The sequence below is a fragment of the Metabacillus sp. KJ11-3 genome (genome assembly GCF_055808295.1).
The window spans coordinates 4,886,008-4,906,240 of the sequence record NZ_CM147865.1 but is presented as its reverse complement, the minus strand read 5'-3'; the positions used below and the strand labels follow the sequence as shown (position 1 = coordinate 4,906,240).

General features: G+C 38.4%; 17 protein-coding genes. 4 read left to right on the top strand and 13 right to left on the bottom strand.

Annotated features, from left to right (window positions below; genetic code table 11):
* Window positions 1-177: 177 nt before the first annotated feature.
* The 4 genes from AC0L8O_RS24320 to AC0L8O_RS24305 all read right to left on the bottom strand — a co-directional run bounded on the left by AC0L8O_RS24320 (window position 178) and on the right by AC0L8O_RS24305 (window position 4,907).
* Window positions 178-1,656, bottom strand: a complete 1,479-nt coding sequence (locus tag AC0L8O_RS24320; RefSeq protein ID WP_473445874.1) for a glycoside hydrolase family 32 protein — start codon at window positions 1,654-1,656, stop codon at window positions 178-180.
* Window positions 1,657-1,668: 12 nt separating this feature from the next.
* Window positions 1,669-2,502, bottom strand: coding sequence for a carbohydrate ABC transporter permease (locus AC0L8O_RS24315; protein WP_368658050.1), 834 nt, complete (start codon window positions 2,500-2,502; stop codon window positions 1,669-1,671).
* Window positions 2,499-3,437, bottom strand: coding sequence for a carbohydrate ABC transporter permease (locus AC0L8O_RS24310; protein ID WP_473445873.1), 939 nt, complete (start codon window positions 3,435-3,437; stop codon window positions 2,499-2,501). Before AC0L8O_RS24310 ends, AC0L8O_RS24315 begins: the two co-directional genes overlap by 4 nt.
* 87 nt (window positions 3,438-3,524) lie before the next feature.
* Complete coding sequence (locus AC0L8O_RS24305; protein ID WP_473445872.1) at window positions 3,525-4,907, bottom strand: ABC transporter substrate-binding protein; 1,383 nt, start codon at window positions 4,905-4,907, stop codon at window positions 3,525-3,527.
* A 241-nt stretch (window positions 4,908-5,148) separates the two neighbouring features.
* On the opposite strand from AC0L8O_RS24305, the gene AC0L8O_RS24300 reads away from it, so the two are divergent.
* Together AC0L8O_RS24300 and AC0L8O_RS24295 are read left to right on the top strand one after the other, a co-directional pair.
* Window positions 5,149-5,352: a LacI family DNA-binding transcriptional regulator gene (locus AC0L8O_RS24300; RefSeq protein WP_473445871.1), complete on the top strand. Its 204-nt coding sequence runs from the start codon at window positions 5,149-5,151 to the stop codon at window positions 5,350-5,352.
* 23 nt (window positions 5,353-5,375) lie between these two features.
* Window positions 5,376-6,128 carry a LacI family DNA-binding transcriptional regulator gene (locus AC0L8O_RS24295; RefSeq protein ID WP_473445870.1) on the top strand — a complete coding sequence of 251 codons (753 nt, stop codon included), beginning with the start codon at window positions 5,376-5,378 and terminating at the stop codon, window positions 6,126-6,128.
* Window positions 6,129-6,324: 196 nt separating this feature from the next.
* Here AC0L8O_RS24295 and AC0L8O_RS24290 read toward each other — a convergent pair whose 3' ends face one another.
* Window positions 6,325-7,542 carry an O-antigen ligase family protein gene (locus AC0L8O_RS24290; protein WP_473445869.1) on the bottom strand — a complete coding sequence of 406 codons (1,218 nt, stop codon included), beginning with the start codon at window positions 7,540-7,542 and terminating at the stop codon, window positions 6,325-6,327.
* Between the two features lie 302 nt (window positions 7,543-7,844).
* On the opposite strand from AC0L8O_RS24290, the gene AC0L8O_RS24285 reads away from it, so the two are divergent.
* Both AC0L8O_RS24285 and AC0L8O_RS24280 read left to right on the top strand, forming a co-directional pair.
* Window positions 7,845-8,525, top strand: a complete 681-nt coding sequence (locus AC0L8O_RS24285; protein WP_473445868.1) for a hypothetical protein — start codon at window positions 7,845-7,847, stop codon at window positions 8,523-8,525.
* A complete protein-coding gene (locus AC0L8O_RS24280) occupies window positions 8,522-9,799 on the top strand; it encodes an efflux RND transporter periplasmic adaptor subunit (protein WP_473445867.1) in 1,278 nt (425 codons plus the stop codon). Before AC0L8O_RS24285 ends, AC0L8O_RS24280 begins: the two co-directional genes overlap by 4 nt.
* Window positions 9,800-9,923: 124 nt before the next feature.
* Here AC0L8O_RS24280 and pdxA read toward each other — a convergent pair whose 3' ends face one another.
* The 8 genes from pdxA to AC0L8O_RS24240 all read right to left on the bottom strand — a co-directional run bounded on the left by pdxA (window position 9,924) and on the right by AC0L8O_RS24240 (window position 20,220).
* On the bottom strand, window positions 9,924-10,922 hold the full coding sequence (gene pdxA / locus AC0L8O_RS24275; protein ID WP_026562389.1) for a 4-hydroxythreonine-4-phosphate dehydrogenase PdxA: 999 nt from the start codon (window positions 10,920-10,922) through the stop codon (window positions 9,924-9,926).
* The gene (locus AC0L8O_RS24270; RefSeq protein ID WP_473445866.1) at window positions 10,919-12,220 is read right to left on the bottom strand and encodes a four-carbon acid sugar kinase family protein; all 1,302 of its coding nucleotides are present in this window, start codon (window positions 12,218-12,220) and stop codon (window positions 10,919-10,921) included. Before AC0L8O_RS24270 ends, pdxA begins: the two co-directional genes overlap by 4 nt.
* Before the next feature lie 13 nt (window positions 12,221-12,233).
* Window positions 12,234-13,229: a 2-keto-3-deoxygluconate permease gene (locus AC0L8O_RS24265; RefSeq protein ID WP_078431908.1), complete on the bottom strand. Its 996-nt coding sequence runs from the start codon at window positions 13,227-13,229 to the stop codon at window positions 12,234-12,236.
* A gap of 156 nt (window positions 13,230-13,385) precedes the next feature.
* Window positions 13,386-15,086, bottom strand: coding sequence for a PrpR N-terminal domain-containing protein (locus AC0L8O_RS24260; protein WP_473445865.1), 1,701 nt, complete (start codon window positions 15,084-15,086; stop codon window positions 13,386-13,388).
* A 279-nt stretch (window positions 15,087-15,365) separates the two neighbouring features.
* Window positions 15,366-16,436, bottom strand: coding sequence for a plasmid pRiA4b ORF-3 family protein (locus AC0L8O_RS24255; protein WP_473445864.1), 1,071 nt, complete (start codon window positions 16,434-16,436; stop codon window positions 15,366-15,368).
* A gap of 192 nt (window positions 16,437-16,628) precedes the next feature.
* The gene (locus AC0L8O_RS24250) at window positions 16,629-17,381 is read right to left on the bottom strand and encodes a helix-turn-helix domain-containing protein (RefSeq protein ID WP_473445862.1); all 753 of its coding nucleotides are present in this window, start codon (window positions 17,379-17,381) and stop codon (window positions 16,629-16,631) included.
* 224 nt (window positions 17,382-17,605) lie between these two features.
* Window positions 17,606-18,790 (bottom strand): hypothetical protein, encoded by a 1,185-nt coding sequence (locus AC0L8O_RS24245; RefSeq protein ID WP_473445861.1) that lies wholly within the window; start codon window positions 18,788-18,790, stop codon window positions 17,606-17,608.
* The gene (locus AC0L8O_RS24240) at window positions 18,787-20,220 is read right to left on the bottom strand and encodes an alpha/beta fold hydrolase (protein ID WP_026562398.1); all 1,434 of its coding nucleotides are present in this window, start codon (window positions 20,218-20,220) and stop codon (window positions 18,787-18,789) included. Before AC0L8O_RS24240 ends, AC0L8O_RS24245 begins: the two co-directional genes overlap by 4 nt.
* Between the last annotated feature and the right edge of the window lie 13 nt (window positions 20,221-20,233).

The following is a 20,233-nucleotide window of genomic DNA, read 5'->3' as shown; positions in this document are numbered from 1 at the left end:
AGGTGGGTCAGGGGGACAGGTTCCTTGTCCCAATCGAGCAACTCCCGCTACATTAAATAAGAGAGAAGTGCGCAAACACTCCTCTCCTAACCTTCCAGCCCGTGCTGGTCGTTTGATTTCTAATATACTCTCTCATAGCACACGTCTGAATCACCTACTAGATGTGAAACCGCAGCATCAATCCCGGTACACTAAATGAAACGAAGCGGGACGAGGTACCTGTCCCCCCGTCCCAACCGGAGCGACACCTGTACCTACCGCAAATACCACATCAGTTCCTTTGTCTGTGTCATAGGCTGTGAAGCTGATGACTTTTTCTCCTGAGTTTAGGTAGAGTTCGATTGAGTGGAGGTCCAGGTAGATCTCTAGTAGTATCTCGTCTTTTAGTGATGAAGATAGTGTTTCTACTTTGATTTCCCCTTGGTTTCCGTAGTCTGATGTGAGAGATAGTGTGTTATTTTCTATGTCTACTTCTACTGTGGTTGATTTTTCTCCACTTTTGTTCAGGTTGATCTCGAATTTTCCGCTTGTTTTAGGGATCCTTATTTGCATATAGCCTGTTGGTTTTCCTTCAAACTTTAACTCCTCGCCATTAGCTAGTTGAACATGTTGGTCGGTAATAATAGAAGAGAAGTAGGTGTCTGTTTCAATAAAGGGCTGTTGGATGAGCTGTCCGTCCTTTACGTCCAGCTTTCGCGGCAGTGACATCATTCCGTTAAAGCCGTATTCCTTTGGTGGTGCTGTTTCATGCCAGCGGTGCATCCAGCCGATGAGTAATCGTTCCCCCTCTTTCCCCTCTGTTGATTGTGGAGCATAGAAGGTTTGGCCGTAGTCGAGCAGGCCTTTGCTCTCCGGTGTAAACATCCCTTTTTCAAAATCCATCTGACCGATGACATAGGCTGTTTTATTTTGTATTTCCCCCGCGAATTCAGGGTCACATGGCATCTCGGAAAATAACAAGACATCTTTGTCATCAATTCGGAACAAATCCGGGCATTCTAGTAACGTGTTATCTTCAAACTTCGATTGATAAATTGATGAGTGGAAAGTCCACTCTAAAAGGTCCTCCGACTTGAACATAATGATTTCGCCGCGTCTTTGAGTGTTTCTTACCGATAACACACAATAATAAACTCCATCGGCTTCCACAATTTTCGGATCTCTAAAGTCGCAAATAAGGTATCCCTCCGGTAATTGTTTTTCGCCGATCACAGGATTTAACTGATACTTTTCAAATTGAACCCCATCTTCAGATATTGCCACACATTGGCGCTCCGCAATTTCCAGTTCATCTCGGTCAAATCCCATGTTCGGATCAATATGTCCTGTATACATTAAATAAAGCTTTCCATCTTTTTCAATCGCACTGCCTGAAAAACACCCATTTGCGTCATACGCTTTATCATTAGCCAATGCAACAGGCAGATGCTCCCAATCAATGAAGTTTTCAGTTGTAGCATGTCCCCAGTGCATGTCATTCCACGTAATATCATACGGATAATACTGATAAAACAGATGATATTTTCCTTTGTAATAGACAAATCCATTCGGGTCATTCATCCACCCGATTTCAGGAGAAAAATGATAGATGGGCCTGCTTTGTACGTTATGTTTATTTGCTTGTATATAGTCATTTGCCTTTTGTAATCGGTTCATTTTGCACCTCACTTATTTAATTCCGCTCTGCATCGAGCCTTCGACAATGTATTTTTGAAAAATGATATAAAGCACAACAATCGGAATCGTAACAATCGTTAATGCTGCCATAATATGGCTTGTGTAGATATTATACGTATCACTGAAAATAGCATTTAATGCAACCTGAATTGGCATAAGGTCGGCATTCGATAACGCCATAACCGGCCATAAGAAATCATTCCAGGATGCCAAAAAGGTTAAAATTCCAACTGTGATATACATATTTAAACTAGATGGAATCACTATTCTAAAAAAGCAACCAATTTCACTGAGCCCATCAATTTTTCCAGATTCAATCAGTTCACCCGGGAATGATAAAAAATGCTGTCTGAATAAGAATATATTCATCACATTAATGATAAATGGCATTAAATATCCCGGCACTGTATTAATTAAACCCATTTCATTCACAACTAAAAATAAAGGCAGAATCGTCGCTTCAATTGGAACAATCATCAATGCGATAATAAAAATGAGAATCCAGTCCTTGAATGGAAATTGGAATCGCGCTAACGCATAGCCCGCCAGAGAATTAATGGTTAGTCCAAATACAACCGTAATCGACGCATAAATCAAGCTGTTACCGACATTTTGAAAAATATTATAAAAGCCCAGCAGCTCTGTATACGATTTTAATGATAGATCAGAGAAACGAGGGATGATTGCATAAATCGAACCCATATCCCGGTAGATCACTTCATCAATTTTGAAAGAAGATAAGATCATCCAAAAAAGAGGAACTAAAAACTGTAACGCCACAACAGATGCCAACAAATAAAACAACGATTTCTTTACGATCTTCATGCCGCCCGCTCCTCTCTAAATAGCTTTTTAATCACAATCGATACAACCACTAAGAAAACGGTGAATGCCAACGTAATTGCACTGGCATATCCAATATTTCGGTGTCTAAATCCGTATTCATAAATATATTGCAAAATGGTCATCGTAGAGTAATCCGGTCCTCCGCCTGTCATCACCATCGGTTGGACGATGAGCTTAAACGCTTGAATCGTAGTGGTAATCACTAAAAACATCAGAATTGGTTTTAATGAAGGAATGGTAATGAATAAAAACTTTTGAAATGCATTTGCCCCATCAATGTCTGCTGCTTCATATAAACTACCGTCAATATTTTTTAAGCCCGCCAGGAAAATCATCATTTGATACCCACAACCGGACCAGGCAGAAATGGCTACAATTGTATAAATCGCCTGATCAGCGCTTGATAAAAACGGCTGTTTCGGCAGTCCGATATTTGCTAAAATTTCATTGATTAATCCTGAAGTCGGGTTTAACATAACTGTCCAAAGTATGGAAATGACGACAAGAGACAATACTGCCGGTGAAAAGTACGCGGTTCTAAAAAACCCGACACCTTTGATCTTCTTATTGACAATTAATGCTAAACCAAGTGCCATCGCTAACTGAAGAGGTACAACAAACACAACAAACTTGATCGTGTTCAAAAAACTTTGAATGAGCACTTCATCTGTCAGCATTCGTTTGAAATTTTCCATGCCGATAAATTGTTTATCATTTGGTTTTAATAAATAGTAATCTGTAAATCCATACGTAAAAGCTAGAATAATAGGTAAGACGATAAATAAAATAGCAAGCACCATTGCCGGTGTTAAAAATCCATAGGCTGAGACAACTTCACCTTTTTTATAATGCTCACTGTTTCGGTAATGTTCCGTTGTATTTCTTACTTTCACAAAGTTTTTTACCGTTTTCATCACTTCACACCCTTTTCACTTGGCTTGTCAGGATAAGCCCAGTTTATAAGAAGAGGCGAGGTCCCCCTCACCTCTTTCCTAAATCTGTTATTTTTGATATTTCTCAAACTCTAAATCAATTTTCTTCACAGCATCATCCACGTATTGTTTGATTGTCGCTTCATCTGTTGCTTTATTTTGACCGATTTTCAAGATAACATCTTTTGCAAAAGTTTCTGAAAGGTAAGGATACCCCGGTGAAACAGGACGAGATTTATTTGTGTTTTCAACCTGGTATTTCAATACTGACCATGCTTCGTTATGATATGGATTGTCTGTATTTGTATCAATCACATCGATTGCATTTACTCGAGTTGGAATCGATCCGTTCGCATGATAATATTCCTCAGATGCTTCATCATTGTTTAACCATTCCATTACTTCAACTACCTGCTTAATGCGTTCTTCATCTTCCTCTTGTCCATTGCGTACAAACGCCCAGCTGCCTGATGGAGTATATAAACCATCATAGTTTTCATTCATTTTTGGATAACGAACAGTTTTAAACTTTAAGTTTGGATAATTGCTTGTTAATTCACTCACATACCAGAAACCGCTTACAGATAAAGCTGTTTTACCAGAATGAAAGGCTTTTTCCGACTCTGTTGCACTTGCAAGCTGCGGATCTGCAAATAATTGTGCATATTTTGTTAATGCTTCAACACTTTTCTCACTGTTTAATACACCGTCAACTGTGACTCCATCTTCACCAACTATGTTTGTCTCATTTCCCCATAAAAGCGGTGTGAAGTAGTATGTTCCTGTTTCATAAGCACCTGCTGTAATATCAGGTAATAGTAAGCTTACTGCACTTTCATACCCTTCAAATGCCGGATCATTTGATGTTTTTGCAAACTCATCTACTTTTCTGGCAAGTTCAACAAATTGATCCCATGTCCAATCTTGATCTGATGCAGGAATTAGTGATTTGACATCTTCAGGTAATGCATTAATCATATCTTCGTTATACATAATCGCTACACCTGAATCAGAATAACCCATCCCATAGAACTTCCCATCAACTGTTCCTTGATCAATAATCGCTTCTGTAAAGCCTTCTTTGAAACCTTCACTCATATAGCCATCAAGTTCACCAAGTAGACCGGAATCTACATATGCGGCAATATCCGGTCCATCCAGTGTAAAAATGTCCGGCATATCGTTCGCCGTAATGGCTGCGTTTAATTTATCTATGTAGCCGGATCCCGCACCTGCACGTGTGATATTTTGAATTTCAACTTGAGGCTTGTCAGGATGTTCTTCGTTATAGCGCTTCACTCGATCTGCAAACATCTTTCCTTCCGGATGATCGGCTGCAGCTTGTGTCCAAATCACAATTTTGTCATCACTGCTACTTGCACCATTTGAGCTGCACGCAACTAACGAAAGAGATAAAACTAAGATTGAAACGAACAACATTAATTTTTTCATACTTTCATAGACCCCCTAATCTGAATAATTGGTGAAAACGTATTCACGCTTTCTGGTTTTTATGTTACGATAGGCATAAATAAATGTCAATACATATTTTAAAGCGTTTTCATTGTTTATTCACCATACAAAGATAGTAGATGATATTGTGATATAATAGGTGTATACAAGCAATGTAATCGTCTAAACGAGAATAATTATAGGTTAATATAAGAATACGTATTCAAACGGAGGAGCAATTATGAGTAAGCTTACGATGAAAGAAATCGCCAAACTTGCAAACGTTTCCCAATCAACTGTATCACGGGTGATTAATGGAAATAATGGAGTAAATGAAGATGCTGCTAAACGAGTTCTTCAAGTCATTGAGGAAGTTGGTTATGTACCAAACAAAGCCGCCCAAACCCTTAAAAAAGTCAATCCAAAATTATCGGGGTATGTTTAACTGAAACCTATAACCCTTATTTTGTGGAATTAATCGACGCACTTGAATCGGAGGCCCGCAAGAACGGCTACAGTATTTTGCTGCACAATTCCAAGCATAATCCGATCACAGAATGGGAAAGCATCCAGAACTTTATCGCCCGTCAGGTAGATGGAATGATCCTTGTCCCTACAGGAGAGTACAATATTCAGCGGATCAGCAAACTGGCCATCCCATCTGTCGTCATGACCCAAAACCGCAAACCTCTTGATAGCGTAGGCCTTGATCATGTAAAAGCCGGAAAGATTGTCGGAGAAAAATTCATTCATAGTGGTCATAAAACCTTTGGATTTATGGGGACCATTCCTGACGATAAATTCCTCGGCTATAAAAGCGCATTATACGAAAACGGATTTGAATTCAAACATGAAAACTATATTCAACTTCAAGAAACCTCAACCAACAACTTTTTAATGAGACAGGATATAGAAGCCTATTTAAACTCTGCTGCATCTCTTGATTTCACATGCCTATTTACAGCAAATGATATTATGGCACTTGAATTTATGAAAGCTGCAAAAGAAAGAAAGATCGAAATACCAGAGGATATCAGCGTGATCGGATTTGACGATACCTACCTCGCAAAAATCATGGGAATCTCAAGTATTCATCAACCAATCGAAGAAATAGTCAAAACAACCATCGAACTATTACTAAACCGCATGGAAGACGAAGTCTCAGCCGAATCCGTACAAATCAAACTCGAACCATCCTTGATTGAGCGGGGAAGTTCTTGAGTCGGTGGGTCGCGGGGGGGCGCGGGGGGCGCGGGGACAGGTTCCTTGTCCCACTTATCGTGCAAAATCATGAACGATATAACTGTAGCAAAAGAGCCGTAAGTTGCAACTTACGGCTCACACACACTTTCCCCCTACCTTTTTCCCCTCTGTTTCTCCAACCTCACCACACGCGCACCCTCAAAATAAATCATTCTCACAACCTTATAATTGACAAACAGCACCGTTTTTTGCCAAAACGGAACACTCCCTGTATATCGATCAAAACACGCGACCAATACAACTGCCAACAAGGCTGTCTGCGGTGACACAAGCGGATGATCAAAAATTCCTGTAAAAAACAAAACCGGAAGTGATAGCAGGAAAAAGTTGAGCAATTCCTTTTTTTCGCATGCACAAACAACATACAACAAACCTTAAACAGTAAGGTCATAACAAGTAATAGAAAAGCCAGTCCACCAATTGTGCCATACTCTGCAAACAACCCTAAAAACATATTATGAGCATGTGGTTCTGGATGCGTAAATTGATCATAAGCATGACGGTATCCTAAAGGAGTTGTTCCAAAGAAAGGATACTTTTCCCAAATTTTAATACTCGTCACCCAAATCTCTTTTCTTTCAAGAATTGCTTCATTAAGTAAAGAAAACCTCGGTATAACACCAAGAATTTGTTTATGGAAAAGCATAAAAAGGGTGGCAGCCACCATTCCGATTTTCGCTGAATACCTAAACATAAATATAACCAAAACAAGAAACATCACACCAATCCCCGCACGTGAACCTGTTTGAAAAATGCCAAACATCATAATAGCCACGAGTACATAATTCCATCTGACGACCTGTTTGCATTGCTGCCTTTTTAATTGTTCTGCTAACAAAAAAGAAAGAATAAGCAATAACAGGAAACTAGCAAAATTCGGGTTATAGGCCGTCCCAAACAATCTGCCATCAGATTCGGGTGAAGGTCCAAGGAAGATCGTACCAGTCAACCCTCCAATCAACATGTCTGTTATTTGAACGTTTTTCAATAAACTCCCTGTCACGACCAAAAATATGCCACCAACAATCATAACCCACTTAAAACGCCGAACAAGAGCCATTGTTACTCGTTCTCTTATATACAAGTAAAGCCCTAAATATCCTAAAATCATCGCAAAAATCAGCATGTAACCTTCTTTATCTTCTGAAAAAGTTGCCCCCAATGTCGCTAATGCCAAGCAAATAAAAAAGAAAGTGGTTGTATTAAGATAGAATGGAACCTTTAAATCAACTGTATTTTTCAAGTGAATCCATCCGATCAACATCAGCCATAAAATTCCCACCGGCGGCAATACAAAACAAAATAGAACCCCTATTTCAAGTTGATGCTTTTCAAGAAATTCTTTGTTTATAACTTGTTTTAAATTTGTCATAAACTCTCCCTTTTTTCTTGCGGATTTCAAAAATACTAGTGTTATATATAAGTAGGACACTATTTTTTTATACAAAAGATCTAAAAATCACACAGTAAATTAACATTTGATTTACATTGCAATTAGATTTTTACAATTCCTGAATTCAGGCGAAAAGCAGATCATTCATAAGCGCATTTTCACAACAAAGTTAGTCCAAATTCACCAAATTCGTTTAATTATTATATAAATCGACAAATTCCAACGTTATTCTTCTAAAACATCATATAGACTAGAGGGGTAACTTTATTTAAGGAGAATAAATGATGATCTATGAAACATCCATTATAAAAGGGATTTTCCGTCCGCAGGTAAGCCTTTATCAACTGCAAAAGGCCGAGACAACAGGAGGGATTGGCTGGAGAATTTTCCTTCTCTATCTATTCAGTTTGCTTATATTTGCAGCTGGTGTTTATTTTGGCATTGGCACTGAATCATACTCAGGAGCAATTACGAACTTTTCCAGAGAAGAATTCGAGGTTGGGAAGGTGTTTATTTTATTAGGAAAACTGGTTTCAAGTTTACTCTATACGACTCTACTCCTTTGGTTTCCAGCCTTTGTTTATTGGATCGTACTTGATGTTTCCTATAAAAAAGCTTTGATTGTTCAACTATTCGCCTTCTCTATTCATTTAGTGGAAAAGGCGATCACCTATCCTGTACTTGTGTTTTTTCATTTAAGCCAGGCAAGCACCCCCTTCTCATTAGGGGTCATTGCTCAGCAATTAATCGACCACGAATATTGGGTTCATTTTTTTAGTTCCATCACCCTTTTTCAACTATTAGCCATCTTTGTTCTTTATGTTTATTTATCACGACTTACTGAAAAACATAATTTATTCACTCTTTTCATGATCGTTCTGTTTTACATATTAAGTTGGCTCTTACACGCCTTCATGGCGTATCTTGAGGTACCTGTATTAGTAAGGATGTGGTTAGGTTGAAAAAGTGGTTTATTTTCTCACTCATCTTCTTTTGCATTTGTTTTATTACATTAAATGCCTATTTGATCTGGAAAAAAGATAGCAAAGCAGAGCACACCGTATATGTTCACGATTGGAAAAGGGTTCAAGAGCGAAATATCATTAAAACACTTGATACAAAGGGAATCTTGATGCCTCAGGAGGAATATAAAGTTTATTTTGATGATAAAGATAAAGAGTTTCTGCGTTTTCTGGTTAAGGAAGGCGACGAAGTAACGGCCGGTACTCCGCTGATTGAATATGCAACACCTGAGCTTGATCAGGTAAGAGATACGTTGGAGAGTGATATTAGCCAGGCCGAAGGAGAGCTGAGCAGTATTGATGAATACATCGAAAAGCTATCAGACTATCAGGCTTCTATTTCTTCTGACTCAAGTTATGCATACGAATACGATTCGGTGTTCGCCTTTGAAGATGACTTTAATTTTTCGGAAGATATAACGGACACGGAAGACACGTCTAATGATGTGATAATCAGTCAAATCAAACAGGAAATCTATAAGCAGGAGCTTGAAAAAAGTAAGCTTGAAGATAAAATTTTCAACTATGAAACTCAAATTAGTTTAATTAACGAGAAAAGCGATTCCGCTATGATCATTAGTGAAGGAGATGGGATTGTGAAGGACGTAAACGATCAGCTCGGAAACCCTGTTGTGACGATTGCCTCCACTTCATTATCCATCAAAGGCACTTTAACTGAGGAACAACTGAAAAAGGTAAAGGTTGATATGTCCTTTAACGCGACAGTTTCAGGAGAAAAAGCAAAGCTAGAAGGAACAATATTCGATATAGGTTCTTTTCCTGAAAATGAACCGGAAATAGATAAAAAGAACGTCTATCCATATGAAGCCATACTGTCAGAACAAGCAGAGGCACTTCCAATCGGTACAACAGCCGACGTAATAGTAACACTTGATCAAGCATTAAAAGTCCCAACAGTTCCAAGTAAGGCCATTGTAAAGCAAAAGCATGGTAAAAAAACGTTTCTTTATTTCTTAGATAAAAATGGGTTAGTAAATAGAAAAGAAGTGACAACCGGACTTCGCTCAGGTGATCTACAGGAGATAAAGGAAGGAACAGAAATTGGACAAGTAGTCATGACAACAGATCAATCACACAACAAAAGCAAGTTTGCAACAACCATGCAGCCGACATACCTAAAAAAGAACGCATTTAAAAACCTTTCACCCAAAGAAAAGTGGGAATCGTTTCTCATTGGAGTTGCGGAGAGGTAAGGTGGAACGGGGGGACAGGTTCCTTGTCCCTGCCTCCCCCATTTCGTTTCAAGTCCTATATTGTCCTGCTTGATAAACCTCATATCTCGATTAAAACTGGACCAAGGAACCTGTCCCTCTGTCCCTACCCCGCAAATTCCACAGCTTGGCGAAGGGCTTCGATTAGGCTTTTTTCGTCTGCGATTCCTTTGCCGGCAATGTCGAAGGCTGTGCCGTGGTCGACGCTTGTACGGATGATTGGCAGGCCGACTGTGATGTTGACACCTGCGTCTAAGCCTAGTACTTTAACTGGTCCGTGTCCTTGGTCATGGTACATAGCGACAACGACGTCGAAGTCTCCGCGAACGGTACGGAAGAATAATGTGTCTGCAGGTAGCGGACCTACTACATTGATTCCTTCTCCTTGTGCTTTTTCTACACCTGGAACGACTTTTTCGTCTTCTTCTCCGTAACCGAATAATCCATTTTCACCTGCGTGTGGATTGATTCCGCAAACAGCGATTTTCGGTGATTCAATACCTGATTTTCTCAATGTGTCGTGCGCAAGTTTGATGACATGGTAAACACGCTCTGGGTTAATCATTTTTACTGCATCAATGATTCCGACATGTGTTGTCACGTGAATGACTTTTAGATTAGGTGCTGACAGCATCATCGAGAAGTCTTCCGTACCTGTTAAGTCTGCAAGAATTTCTGTGTGGCCAGGGTATTTATGGCCGCCTTTGTGTAACGCTTCTTTGTTTAATGGCGCTGTACAAATGGCATTGATTTTGTTTTCTTTTGCTAATTCGATTGCTTTTGCTAAATATTCAAAAGCCGCATGACCTGCTTCTGGTGACACTTGACCAATTGGCAGGTTGGCATCTAATAGATTTAAATCTAAGCAATAAACTGTACCGAAATTATATGGTAAGTTTTCAATAAGGTCAGCTGTTACAGATTCAATGATTAGCTCACTGTTTACAAAACTCTTTGCTCTTTCAAGAATTTTGCTGTCACCGATTACTAGAGGTCGGCTGATATTATACATTTCTTCACTTGCTAAACTTTTTAAAATAATCTCCGGACCAACGCCTGCTGCGTCTCCCATTGTGATTCCAACGATTGGTTTTACTTGACTCATGCTCTCACCCTTCTTTTGTTTGCCATGTATTTGACTACATTGACTAATGATTGTTCATGTCCAAATCCACCAGCTTTTGTAACCGCCCAATAGCTGCGATTCTCACTTCTTAAGCGACCGAACGGAAGACCTGGTTCTACTTCAGAGTAAAGCTCCATTTCTGAAATGGCTAATTCCGAGCAGACTGCCTTTGCTGTATCTCCACCTGTCAAAACTAAACCTTGAATAGAGGCGCAATTTCCTAAAAGACCTTTCGCAATCTGTCCCAGTCCTCTTGATATGGCTTCACTTACTTCCGTTACATTTAAACCAAGCGCTTCACCTGCTTCCTTCGCAGAAACACGATTTTCCTCAGAAGCCTCTACATATAAAACAAAGTGTTCGTATTCTGAATGTTGGTTTAGTTGATCTATATAGTGGTCTAATTCAAACGTATTTTCCACTAAAGTAGCAGGATCTACTTCCATAAAGAAAGAATTTTGCAGAGATTCTATTTTGCACAACTGTTCTTTCGTTACTTGAGATAAGCTGCCTGAAACGATTAACGTCTTTTCAATTTTGATTTCTTCCTGACTTTCTTCATTAGAATGTGTTAACTGAAGCGCATCTGGTAAATACTCAATTAATCCGGCAGAACCGGCCCAGACTGTTTTCTTGTTCAGGCTAGAAAAAATGTCGCAAATTCTTTGTAGATCTTCTTCTGTTTCACTATCACATACAAACCATGTTACCCCTTGATTAAGGATCGTCGTAATGATTTGGTTTAGTTCTTCTATAGATTGTCCCAGCATACGTTTATCAACTAAGGCAATTTTACGATCTTGATATTGTGTTAATAATTTCGGTATAAACGCTTCTGTTACCGGTGTTTTCGGATCTTTCGAAAACTCCGTATCCGTGATTAACACACCATTTACATAATGATTTCCATCAATTGTTTGACGCTTCATTTTTGGAAAAGCGGGCGCAATCACGACCACTTCAGGCTGATACACCTGTTCTACAGCAGATAATTCAGCCGCAATATTTCCTCTTAATGTTGAATCAACCTTTTTATATACATGCTGATAATTCTCCTTCTGAAGGAATAAAGCAGCTTGGTATGCCGCTTTATATGCTTCTTCTTGCTTCTTCGCGCGACTATCGGTATCAACGATTAACACATCGGGCTTTTTCGTTAAAGTTGATGTTTCAAAATCGAATACAACCGTTGACGATAGATGTTTTTTCGCTAATTGTACACCTGAATCGTTCGCACCTGTTAAATCATCAGATATAATGCCAATTCTTTTCTCCACTCTTATCACACCCTTAGACGTTTGCTTCTTTTACGTCTTCTTGTTGTTCAAATTTATAGCCCTTTTTCTCTAATCGTTTCACCAGGAACCCTACATAAATTGGTAGTAAAATAGCTGTTGTCACCACTGAAGCTGCGACCTGTACTGTCGCAATGTCGACAACTGATGCAAAGCTCGCATTTGCCGCTGCGATCGCAGCCGGTGTCGCTACCGCGTTTCCTGCTGTTGACCCTTCCGCAGCTCCAACGATTGGATTCCATTTTAATGCTTTAAATACGAAATAACCTGCAGAACCTGTTACAAATACTGTTAATAAACCAAGGATAATTCCCGATAATCCCCCTTCAAGGATGGCGCCAAAATCAATTCCCATCCCTAGTGCAAATGCGAAGAATGGAATTAACATTGAGCTACCTTTATCTAAGAACGTACGCATGTCTTCATCAAGGTTACCTAATACCATACCAACTAAAATCGGCAGTAACACTGATATAAATGAAGTTAATGAGAACATACCATCAACAAAGCCCATTGCTCCGAAAATAGATAGCGCAATCATTGTTAAGAAAGGACCATCATTAAGTGCTAAAAGTGAATATGCCGCACGATCTTCTTTACTTCCGTACTGACCAACTAATGCAACGAATAATCCGCCATTACTATTTGTCATGGCTGCGATAACAGCGATTGGCGCTAAACCTAACCATAATCCATTATCACCAGCCAATAAGTAAGCGATTAATCCAAATACCGCACCTACTGCCCATTTCGTTGCTAAAAGTGTCGCCCCTTTACCAACTGACACACCAAAAGATTTCACGTTAATTTGTGCACCTGTACATAAGAGGAAAAGGGCAATCAATGTACTCGCACCGTCTACAAATAGTGCTTGAGTAAAGTTACCAATCCGTAATAAGTCCGGGAAAAATGTATTTATCAATGCTGCAATTAGCAACGGCACAACCATCATACCGCCAGGAATTCGATCTAAAGTTGCTTTTATCTTCATAATTGTAACACTCCTTTTATAATTGTTTCAATATTAAACACTAAATATATTTAGTAATCGGTTACAAGGATTATTGTAATGGCTTACACAATATTTTGCAACACATTAAATATAAAATGTTGTATTTTGCAACAAATAAAAAAGCAAGCTGAACAGTTATTGTTTCAGCTTGCGCCATAAAGTCGATCGATTAATTCCTAACCGCTCTGCAACTCTTGTTTGATTATGATTTTCTTCTTCCATAATATGCTCAATAATCCGTTTTTCTATTGTCTCCAATGTACCAGAAAGAAATTCCTTATCCACTGTATTTGCTTCTTCTTTTTGCTCCTCAACATGTTGCTGCAGAAGTTTTTTTCCTAGAACATATCCCTTTTCTTCTAAAACAGCTGAGTGAAGAATCGATCGAAGCTGTGCGACATTTCCAGGCCAGGAATATTCCTCTAACAGTTCCATCGCATCTTCCTTCATTTTAATGACTGATGTTCCAATTTGACCGTGAAAAGCGGCGATAAAATAGGTCGTTAGCGGTCTAATGTCGTCTTTACGGTCTTTTAAAGATGGGATTTGTACTCGTACTAGATCAGTGTCGTAGATGAGAGAATGAGAAATTTCCTCTTCCTTTGTTAGAGACAGGACAATTGTTAGGTTTTCCATTTTTAAATGACCCAACATTGTCGTTAGCTTTTTCATCTCTTTTGGTGATAATGCTTCTATTTCATTTATATAAAGTGTCCGTATATCACGATCTATTCCATGTTCAAGCAGTAACAGACTTTCAGCCGTTATACTTGAATAAAGTCCCTGTCCGTTGTTTTTATTATAATGAATGTACTGAGAGAGAAGCTTCTTTCCTGTTCCTTCACTTCCAATAAGAAGCCATTGATCATGATTTGCGTTTTTTTCAATGAGATTCATACACCTTTTCATGGCTTGACTGTTTGAAATGATCATCGGCTGCTGTGAAACGGTTTCAACATGGATGTTTTGTTGATGAGTATTTTGAGTAGTGACCAAAGAGTACTGAAATACATAATATTCTTGAGCTTCAATCACTTTCTTCTTTACAGATTGTTTTACCATTTGCTGCTCACTTGTTGTAAAGATACTTACATCATGATTTAGGTTGTTTTTTTCCTGAATGTATTCATGCAGTTTGTTTAGTGGTAGTGGACACTCTTTAAAATCATTCCAGTGCTGATAGGCAATGTTACCATCACGTGATAGGACGATGATGTTTGAGGATGCTTCCACTAAAAGTGAACGAAGTAAAATAATCTCCTGCTGCTGTTTTTGATGCAGACGATAAATAGACTTCGCCTTATGAAACGCCTCAAAAATCGCTTCCCGACCGGACTGAATCAGAATCCCTTCCAAATGATGCTTTGTCGCCGCATCCATGGTAATGACATCACCCATGATGAGTTCATAACCCTCTTGCTTAAGATTTTCAACCAGGCCATCAACCTCTGTCGCTTTTTCAACGGTGAACACATCAATTTGGATATCAAGTAAGTCCGTAATCGCCTTTGCACCTAGAGTTATATTCGAAAAGCCGACAATTGCTTTTTTACCCGGAAAATCATTCGCAAGCGTCAGTACCCTAAGCATGTCATAGCCTGACACATGAATATCGATGACAGGAATATTCACCACATCTTCAATTAGCTTGGACGTACCACCACGGCTGATGATCACATCAAAGCCCTCATCCTCCGCTTCCCTCGCAACCGGAATGGCCTCCTGAAGATTCGCAACCTTCATATATAAATCAAGCTCCTGCTCCTCCTGCCGACAATCTTCAATTAAATGACTCATCGCCGGATAAGGAGCAATAACTAACGTTCTAATTCTCATTTGATTTGATCACACCTGTTTTCGTAATTGGGATGGGGCCTCGCTGGGGGCGGGGGCCTCTTTGTTGTGGGGCGGTGGTCCCTTGGTGGGACGGGGGGACAGGTCCCTTGTCCCACCTCCCCATAAAGTTGTAGCTATGTATGTTTTAATACCCGTTACTTTAATTTACTTTCTCTTCCTCTTACACTCTAACTCATTACCTTCAAGTGGGTCAATGAACCTGTCCCTCTGTCCCAAAAGCCCAGGCATATTGAGTGTGTACGATTGCCATTCATCCTTCTACCTATCTTTCAGCATCCTGTTTATCTTCTCAATATCAAACTCTTCATACCCCTGCATTATCCCCCATTGAACTGTATGTTTATAATCCTGATGCTCGGGATTTGCTAGAATGGAGAGGAATTCTGTGTAACCGGGAACCCCACCTACATCTTCCGGAGGAGCGTTTCCTTCTCCGTCAACGCATTGTGGGTGATAGTCATGATACTCATTTATTACCTTCTCAACTTCAATTTCGTGCTTCCAATCATCGCCAAAATCATAAGTGTATGTCAAAGTTTTATTTGCAGGTATATACACTGATAGCTTTATACCTTTTTCATGCTTCATTTCGGTTTGTTTTGGATAAGTTAAGGCTTTTTCATCACTTACAAGATTGATCGTTGGTTCTGCGTCATCGTTGTAAATAATAAATTCATGAAGGTGATTATTTTTCCATCCAAAGGTTGATTGAAGAATCTTATGCAAATCATGAAATGTCCGATTGACTGGCACGATGATTCGACGCCAAACTTCGTGATCTTCCAGCTTTAGCACCACTTTTAGTTGTACCGCCTTCGTCTCAAAAATAGGCTGACCTGCAAATATCTCAAGTTGTTTATACATCTCTTCATTCGGATAAATATATTTATTTTTCCCGTCACCAACTAAACTCCTGCTAACACGTTTACTTAACTCTGAATTAATGACAGATTCTTGATTCAAGTAGTCCAGAAAATAAAATGTTGTTTCACATGCCTTGTTCAATCTTGCCACCGAAGTACGGTCCTTCGTTTTCGAATAGGTGAAATCCATTGATTGAGTTAAAAACTGCTCAATTACTTCTTTTTTAACTCCTTCTGCTTCAAATGTTTCGCGGATCGCATTCACAATGAGTTGATCAAAATACTTATAATCCTTTGCCTTTAGGCCATGCAGGACTATGATATATCTAGAAAGATCATGAATGAGTACAATCGTTTTTCTACGATTTACAAGAATAAAATGGGCATGCCATGAGAAAAGTGGATTCTGCTCTTTGATTGGCTCGTGAGGCTTTATTTTAGTTGCTCTAACAGTTTTTTTGTACATTGAATGAGCATATTCGCAAATCTCCTAACCTGAATATTTGGATAGATACTTTATTATAAATGAACCTGAAGAGAAATAAATAGTAGGAGGTGCATCATAATTTGCCTTCAACCTAGTGGGACGAGGAACCTGTCCCCGTGACCCAGTCATGTAGTTCCCAAAATAGGTTGCTTTTGTTTTCTTGGCGTAGTTTTAGGGTGAAGGTTTCGTGTAGGATACGGTAGAAGTAACCTTCGAATGTTGTGTGAATTTTTCCTCTCTTTTTGCAAAGACAGTTTGTTTAAATGCGCTGATGATACATTCCATAAAATCCTCAATTGTTTTGCCGTGGTCGAATTTGTTATAGACGATCATGACTCGGTTCCATAGGTTATATATATCGATAGCATTAAAAAATGGTTGTGCAGTTTTTTTGAATTCTTCTGGGATGGATTCTGGTAGATAGCTGGAGTCTAATTCTTGTAGTGTGGGTTCACATGCTTCTCTTACGTTAGTTCGTTCTTTTGTTTTTTTCTCACAGAGTGAGCTTTGTTTATTCTCTGTTTTATTAGGAGTGACAGGTGCAGTGACATTCTGGGGTGACATGGTAGTTTTCATAGAATCGATGGATCCAAACGTCTGAATGATTAAAAGGTTTACTCCCTGTTTTCCATTCATTCTTTTTGTCGGAATTTTTTTAATGATTCCTCGCTCTTCTAACAATTTCACAGCACGAATGACCGTACGTTTACTCAAACCCACTTGCTCAGCAATATAATCATATTTAGCAAAAGAAACTCCGACAACTTTGACCGAATGCTTCCAAATAAGATGAAGAACAGCTAAAGTTCCCTCAGATAATTCAGCTTTATGTTTATATAAAAATCCACGAACTGACTTGTCCATTTCTTCAATTGTTGTAAATGATTGATACTTTTGGATTGTGTCATAATTTAGCTTTTCCACGTTTTCTCTCTCCCTATTATACATAATGGTTGGTAGACATTTTGTCTTCCACCCGTTATATAGGGATTTTTTGAGATAGAGTAGCATAAAAATTAAATATTCTTTAAATTTTTTGGTGGTACGGGGGGACAGGTCCATCGTCCCTGTTCCCCTCACACCCGTGTTCTTATCTAAGATCAATCCACTTTCTCTATCGGACCAAGGAACCTGTCCCTCTGTCCCTTCTATATTCTCCCTAACAAACCTAAATCGACCAAGTAATATATTTTCTTATCATGTTGCAAGTCGATTATCAGGTTGGTAGCTCCGGCAGTTCCGACAAATTCCCCTTTATAGTTTAGCCTCAAGACAATATAGTCCTCATTAAAATAATTTACTTCTACTGAAGCATTACCACTCGTATCAAGATCTAACCTTTTAGCAATTTCAGCTAAATCAAGATCGAAATTTATATCGGACGTATCGTTACCCTCAGCATAATTCTTTATTGTTTGAATTTCCTGGATTCCTCCTGATAGATCCTTGTTATTCCCATTTATATATACATATTTCCCGTCTTTACTTAAGAGGTCATCCTTTTTAATATCTATAATCTTATTTAGTTTATTATCAATAATTTTATTTCCAAACATTTTGGAATACTGACTAGATGGATCAACCTTTTGAAAGCCTTTATAATAGTCCTTTAACTCTCCTGAATCCAACTTACTTTGTAAATCTTCATCATAAAGTTCACTAATTACAATATTTGATAAATCTTGTTTTACAAAAAGCGTCATGAACAAATCCCAACCTTCAACACTTTCAACACTAAAATCCTGAATTTCTATGACAAAATGATCATTGTTTAATGACTTGAGATTTACTACCATATCGTCTGACTTTTTCACATCGTATTCTTTCATAAGCTCAGGTAAGTCAAATGTCTTTTCGCTCTTATTTGTCTTAATGTTAAGTTGGTTATTTTCCTCCAATGAAATTAGTGGCAGATGATATTCATTGGTTTTTTCGATGGTTTTATATAAATCATCTTCTTTTCTATCAGTTTGATTCATTTGTAACAACTTTTCTTCATAATTATTTGCATCTACTAAAGGTTGATAATAACTTTTTAATTGATCTTTTGTGAAATGGTAATAGTGAACTAATCTATCATTTTCACTTTTGTTACTAACTGAATAAACATAAGAATCATCCTTTTTCATTACCTCATTATCACCATCTCTAGAGAGATAACCTTTGATAAATTCAGTTAATCCCGGGCTTTCTTCTGTAGGAAAACCCTCCTTATAAGTAACTTCCATTTGGTTTGACGATCCTTTATTTTTCATATTACTTTCTTCACATCCTACGAGAAGGAATATAGACATTAGAAAAAAGGAAAGATTCACAAATCGTTTATTCATCATTTATGCTCCTTTTCCATCTGTTTAATATTTACTTCTTTCATTATTTTAATAAAGTCTTCGTCTTCTACTTCATAAACATGTCCGGGATCAAACACGTTAGTACCTTCCACTTCAATTTGGGGTCTTTCATCTATTAAGTCTCCTAGAATCTCAGCATTCTGACTTTTCACAGATACTGTATCATCACTGTTCGTCTTGTATTCTTGTGGAGGGGCAGAGTAATATGGAGAATAATTTACTGTATATTCAGTTCTATATCCTGCTACAGCTGTAATATCCATCTCTTCAAGTTTCCGATATATTTCCGGGTTTGCAGATTTCAATTGATGAATATCATCTGAAAGTGGTTCACTGGTCATATCTGTGTAAGCATTACTATAATCCATACCGTCTTTATTGTTGCGATTATTCTCATTGAAATCTAAAAAATCACTTGTGTTTTTTGGGTTTTTTCCTCCTAATTCTGCTGCCCACCGAACATTATTAGCTGCTGTAGCTAAGAAATTTGTGTCATATGGTGTTCCTACTGTAGTAATACTTCGTACATTGTCAGGATAATCCATTGCAAATTGTAGAGACCTTCTACCACCGTAACTATGGCCAAACATATCAATTTTTGTCTCCCCATTCATTAGCCCCATTTTATTTAATTCCAGTGCCAGATCATCACTTGTTTCCTGTCGATGTTCGTTTTTATGTGTTGTTTCATATATAAAGTGAATACGACCTTCTTTATTCACAAAAGCTCTATCATTCATTAATTCAGTTAAATCTTCATCATATTCAATTATTGTTTTTCCATCTCTATTTATAACTACTCTAGAGTAAAGCTTCTTTCCATCACGTTGAACAAAAACTATGATATCCCCATCTTGTGCTGCATCTTTTGCACTATTGAAAAAATCTTCTCCTGTATCCTCAATCCCATGCACATAAACCGAAACATTATTAAACCCAGAAAAATCCCCACTCACATTATTTTCAGCATGATAAAGAATACGAATATCCGTTAACGCAGAACGCACAGGCGATCGATACAAACGGACCGCATTTTCAAATTCAAGTTCAATGTCATCCAGATCATACTTCAAACTGTTATAGTTCATGATGATGTCATTAATATCCATACTCATGCTTTGGATTCTCATAAATTCAGTACCCGACTCGTCTTCCTCAGGATCATACTTTCTCCATGCATCTTCCAAACAAGTTTGCAGATCACTTATCCAGCCATCGACCGTACTTTTCGTCGCTGAAATATCCAATGTGATCATACTGCCGCCAACAGATGCTGAAAGCCCAAAAACAGTACTTACATTGCTGCTGAATTTTTCATAAAGAAGTTGTGATCCGGCATCAGTCAAGATTCCATTAGCCGTTGTTTCATGTCCTTTTATGATTGCCGCAACTTCCGGATGTCTGCCATACACGTCAAACCCTCCT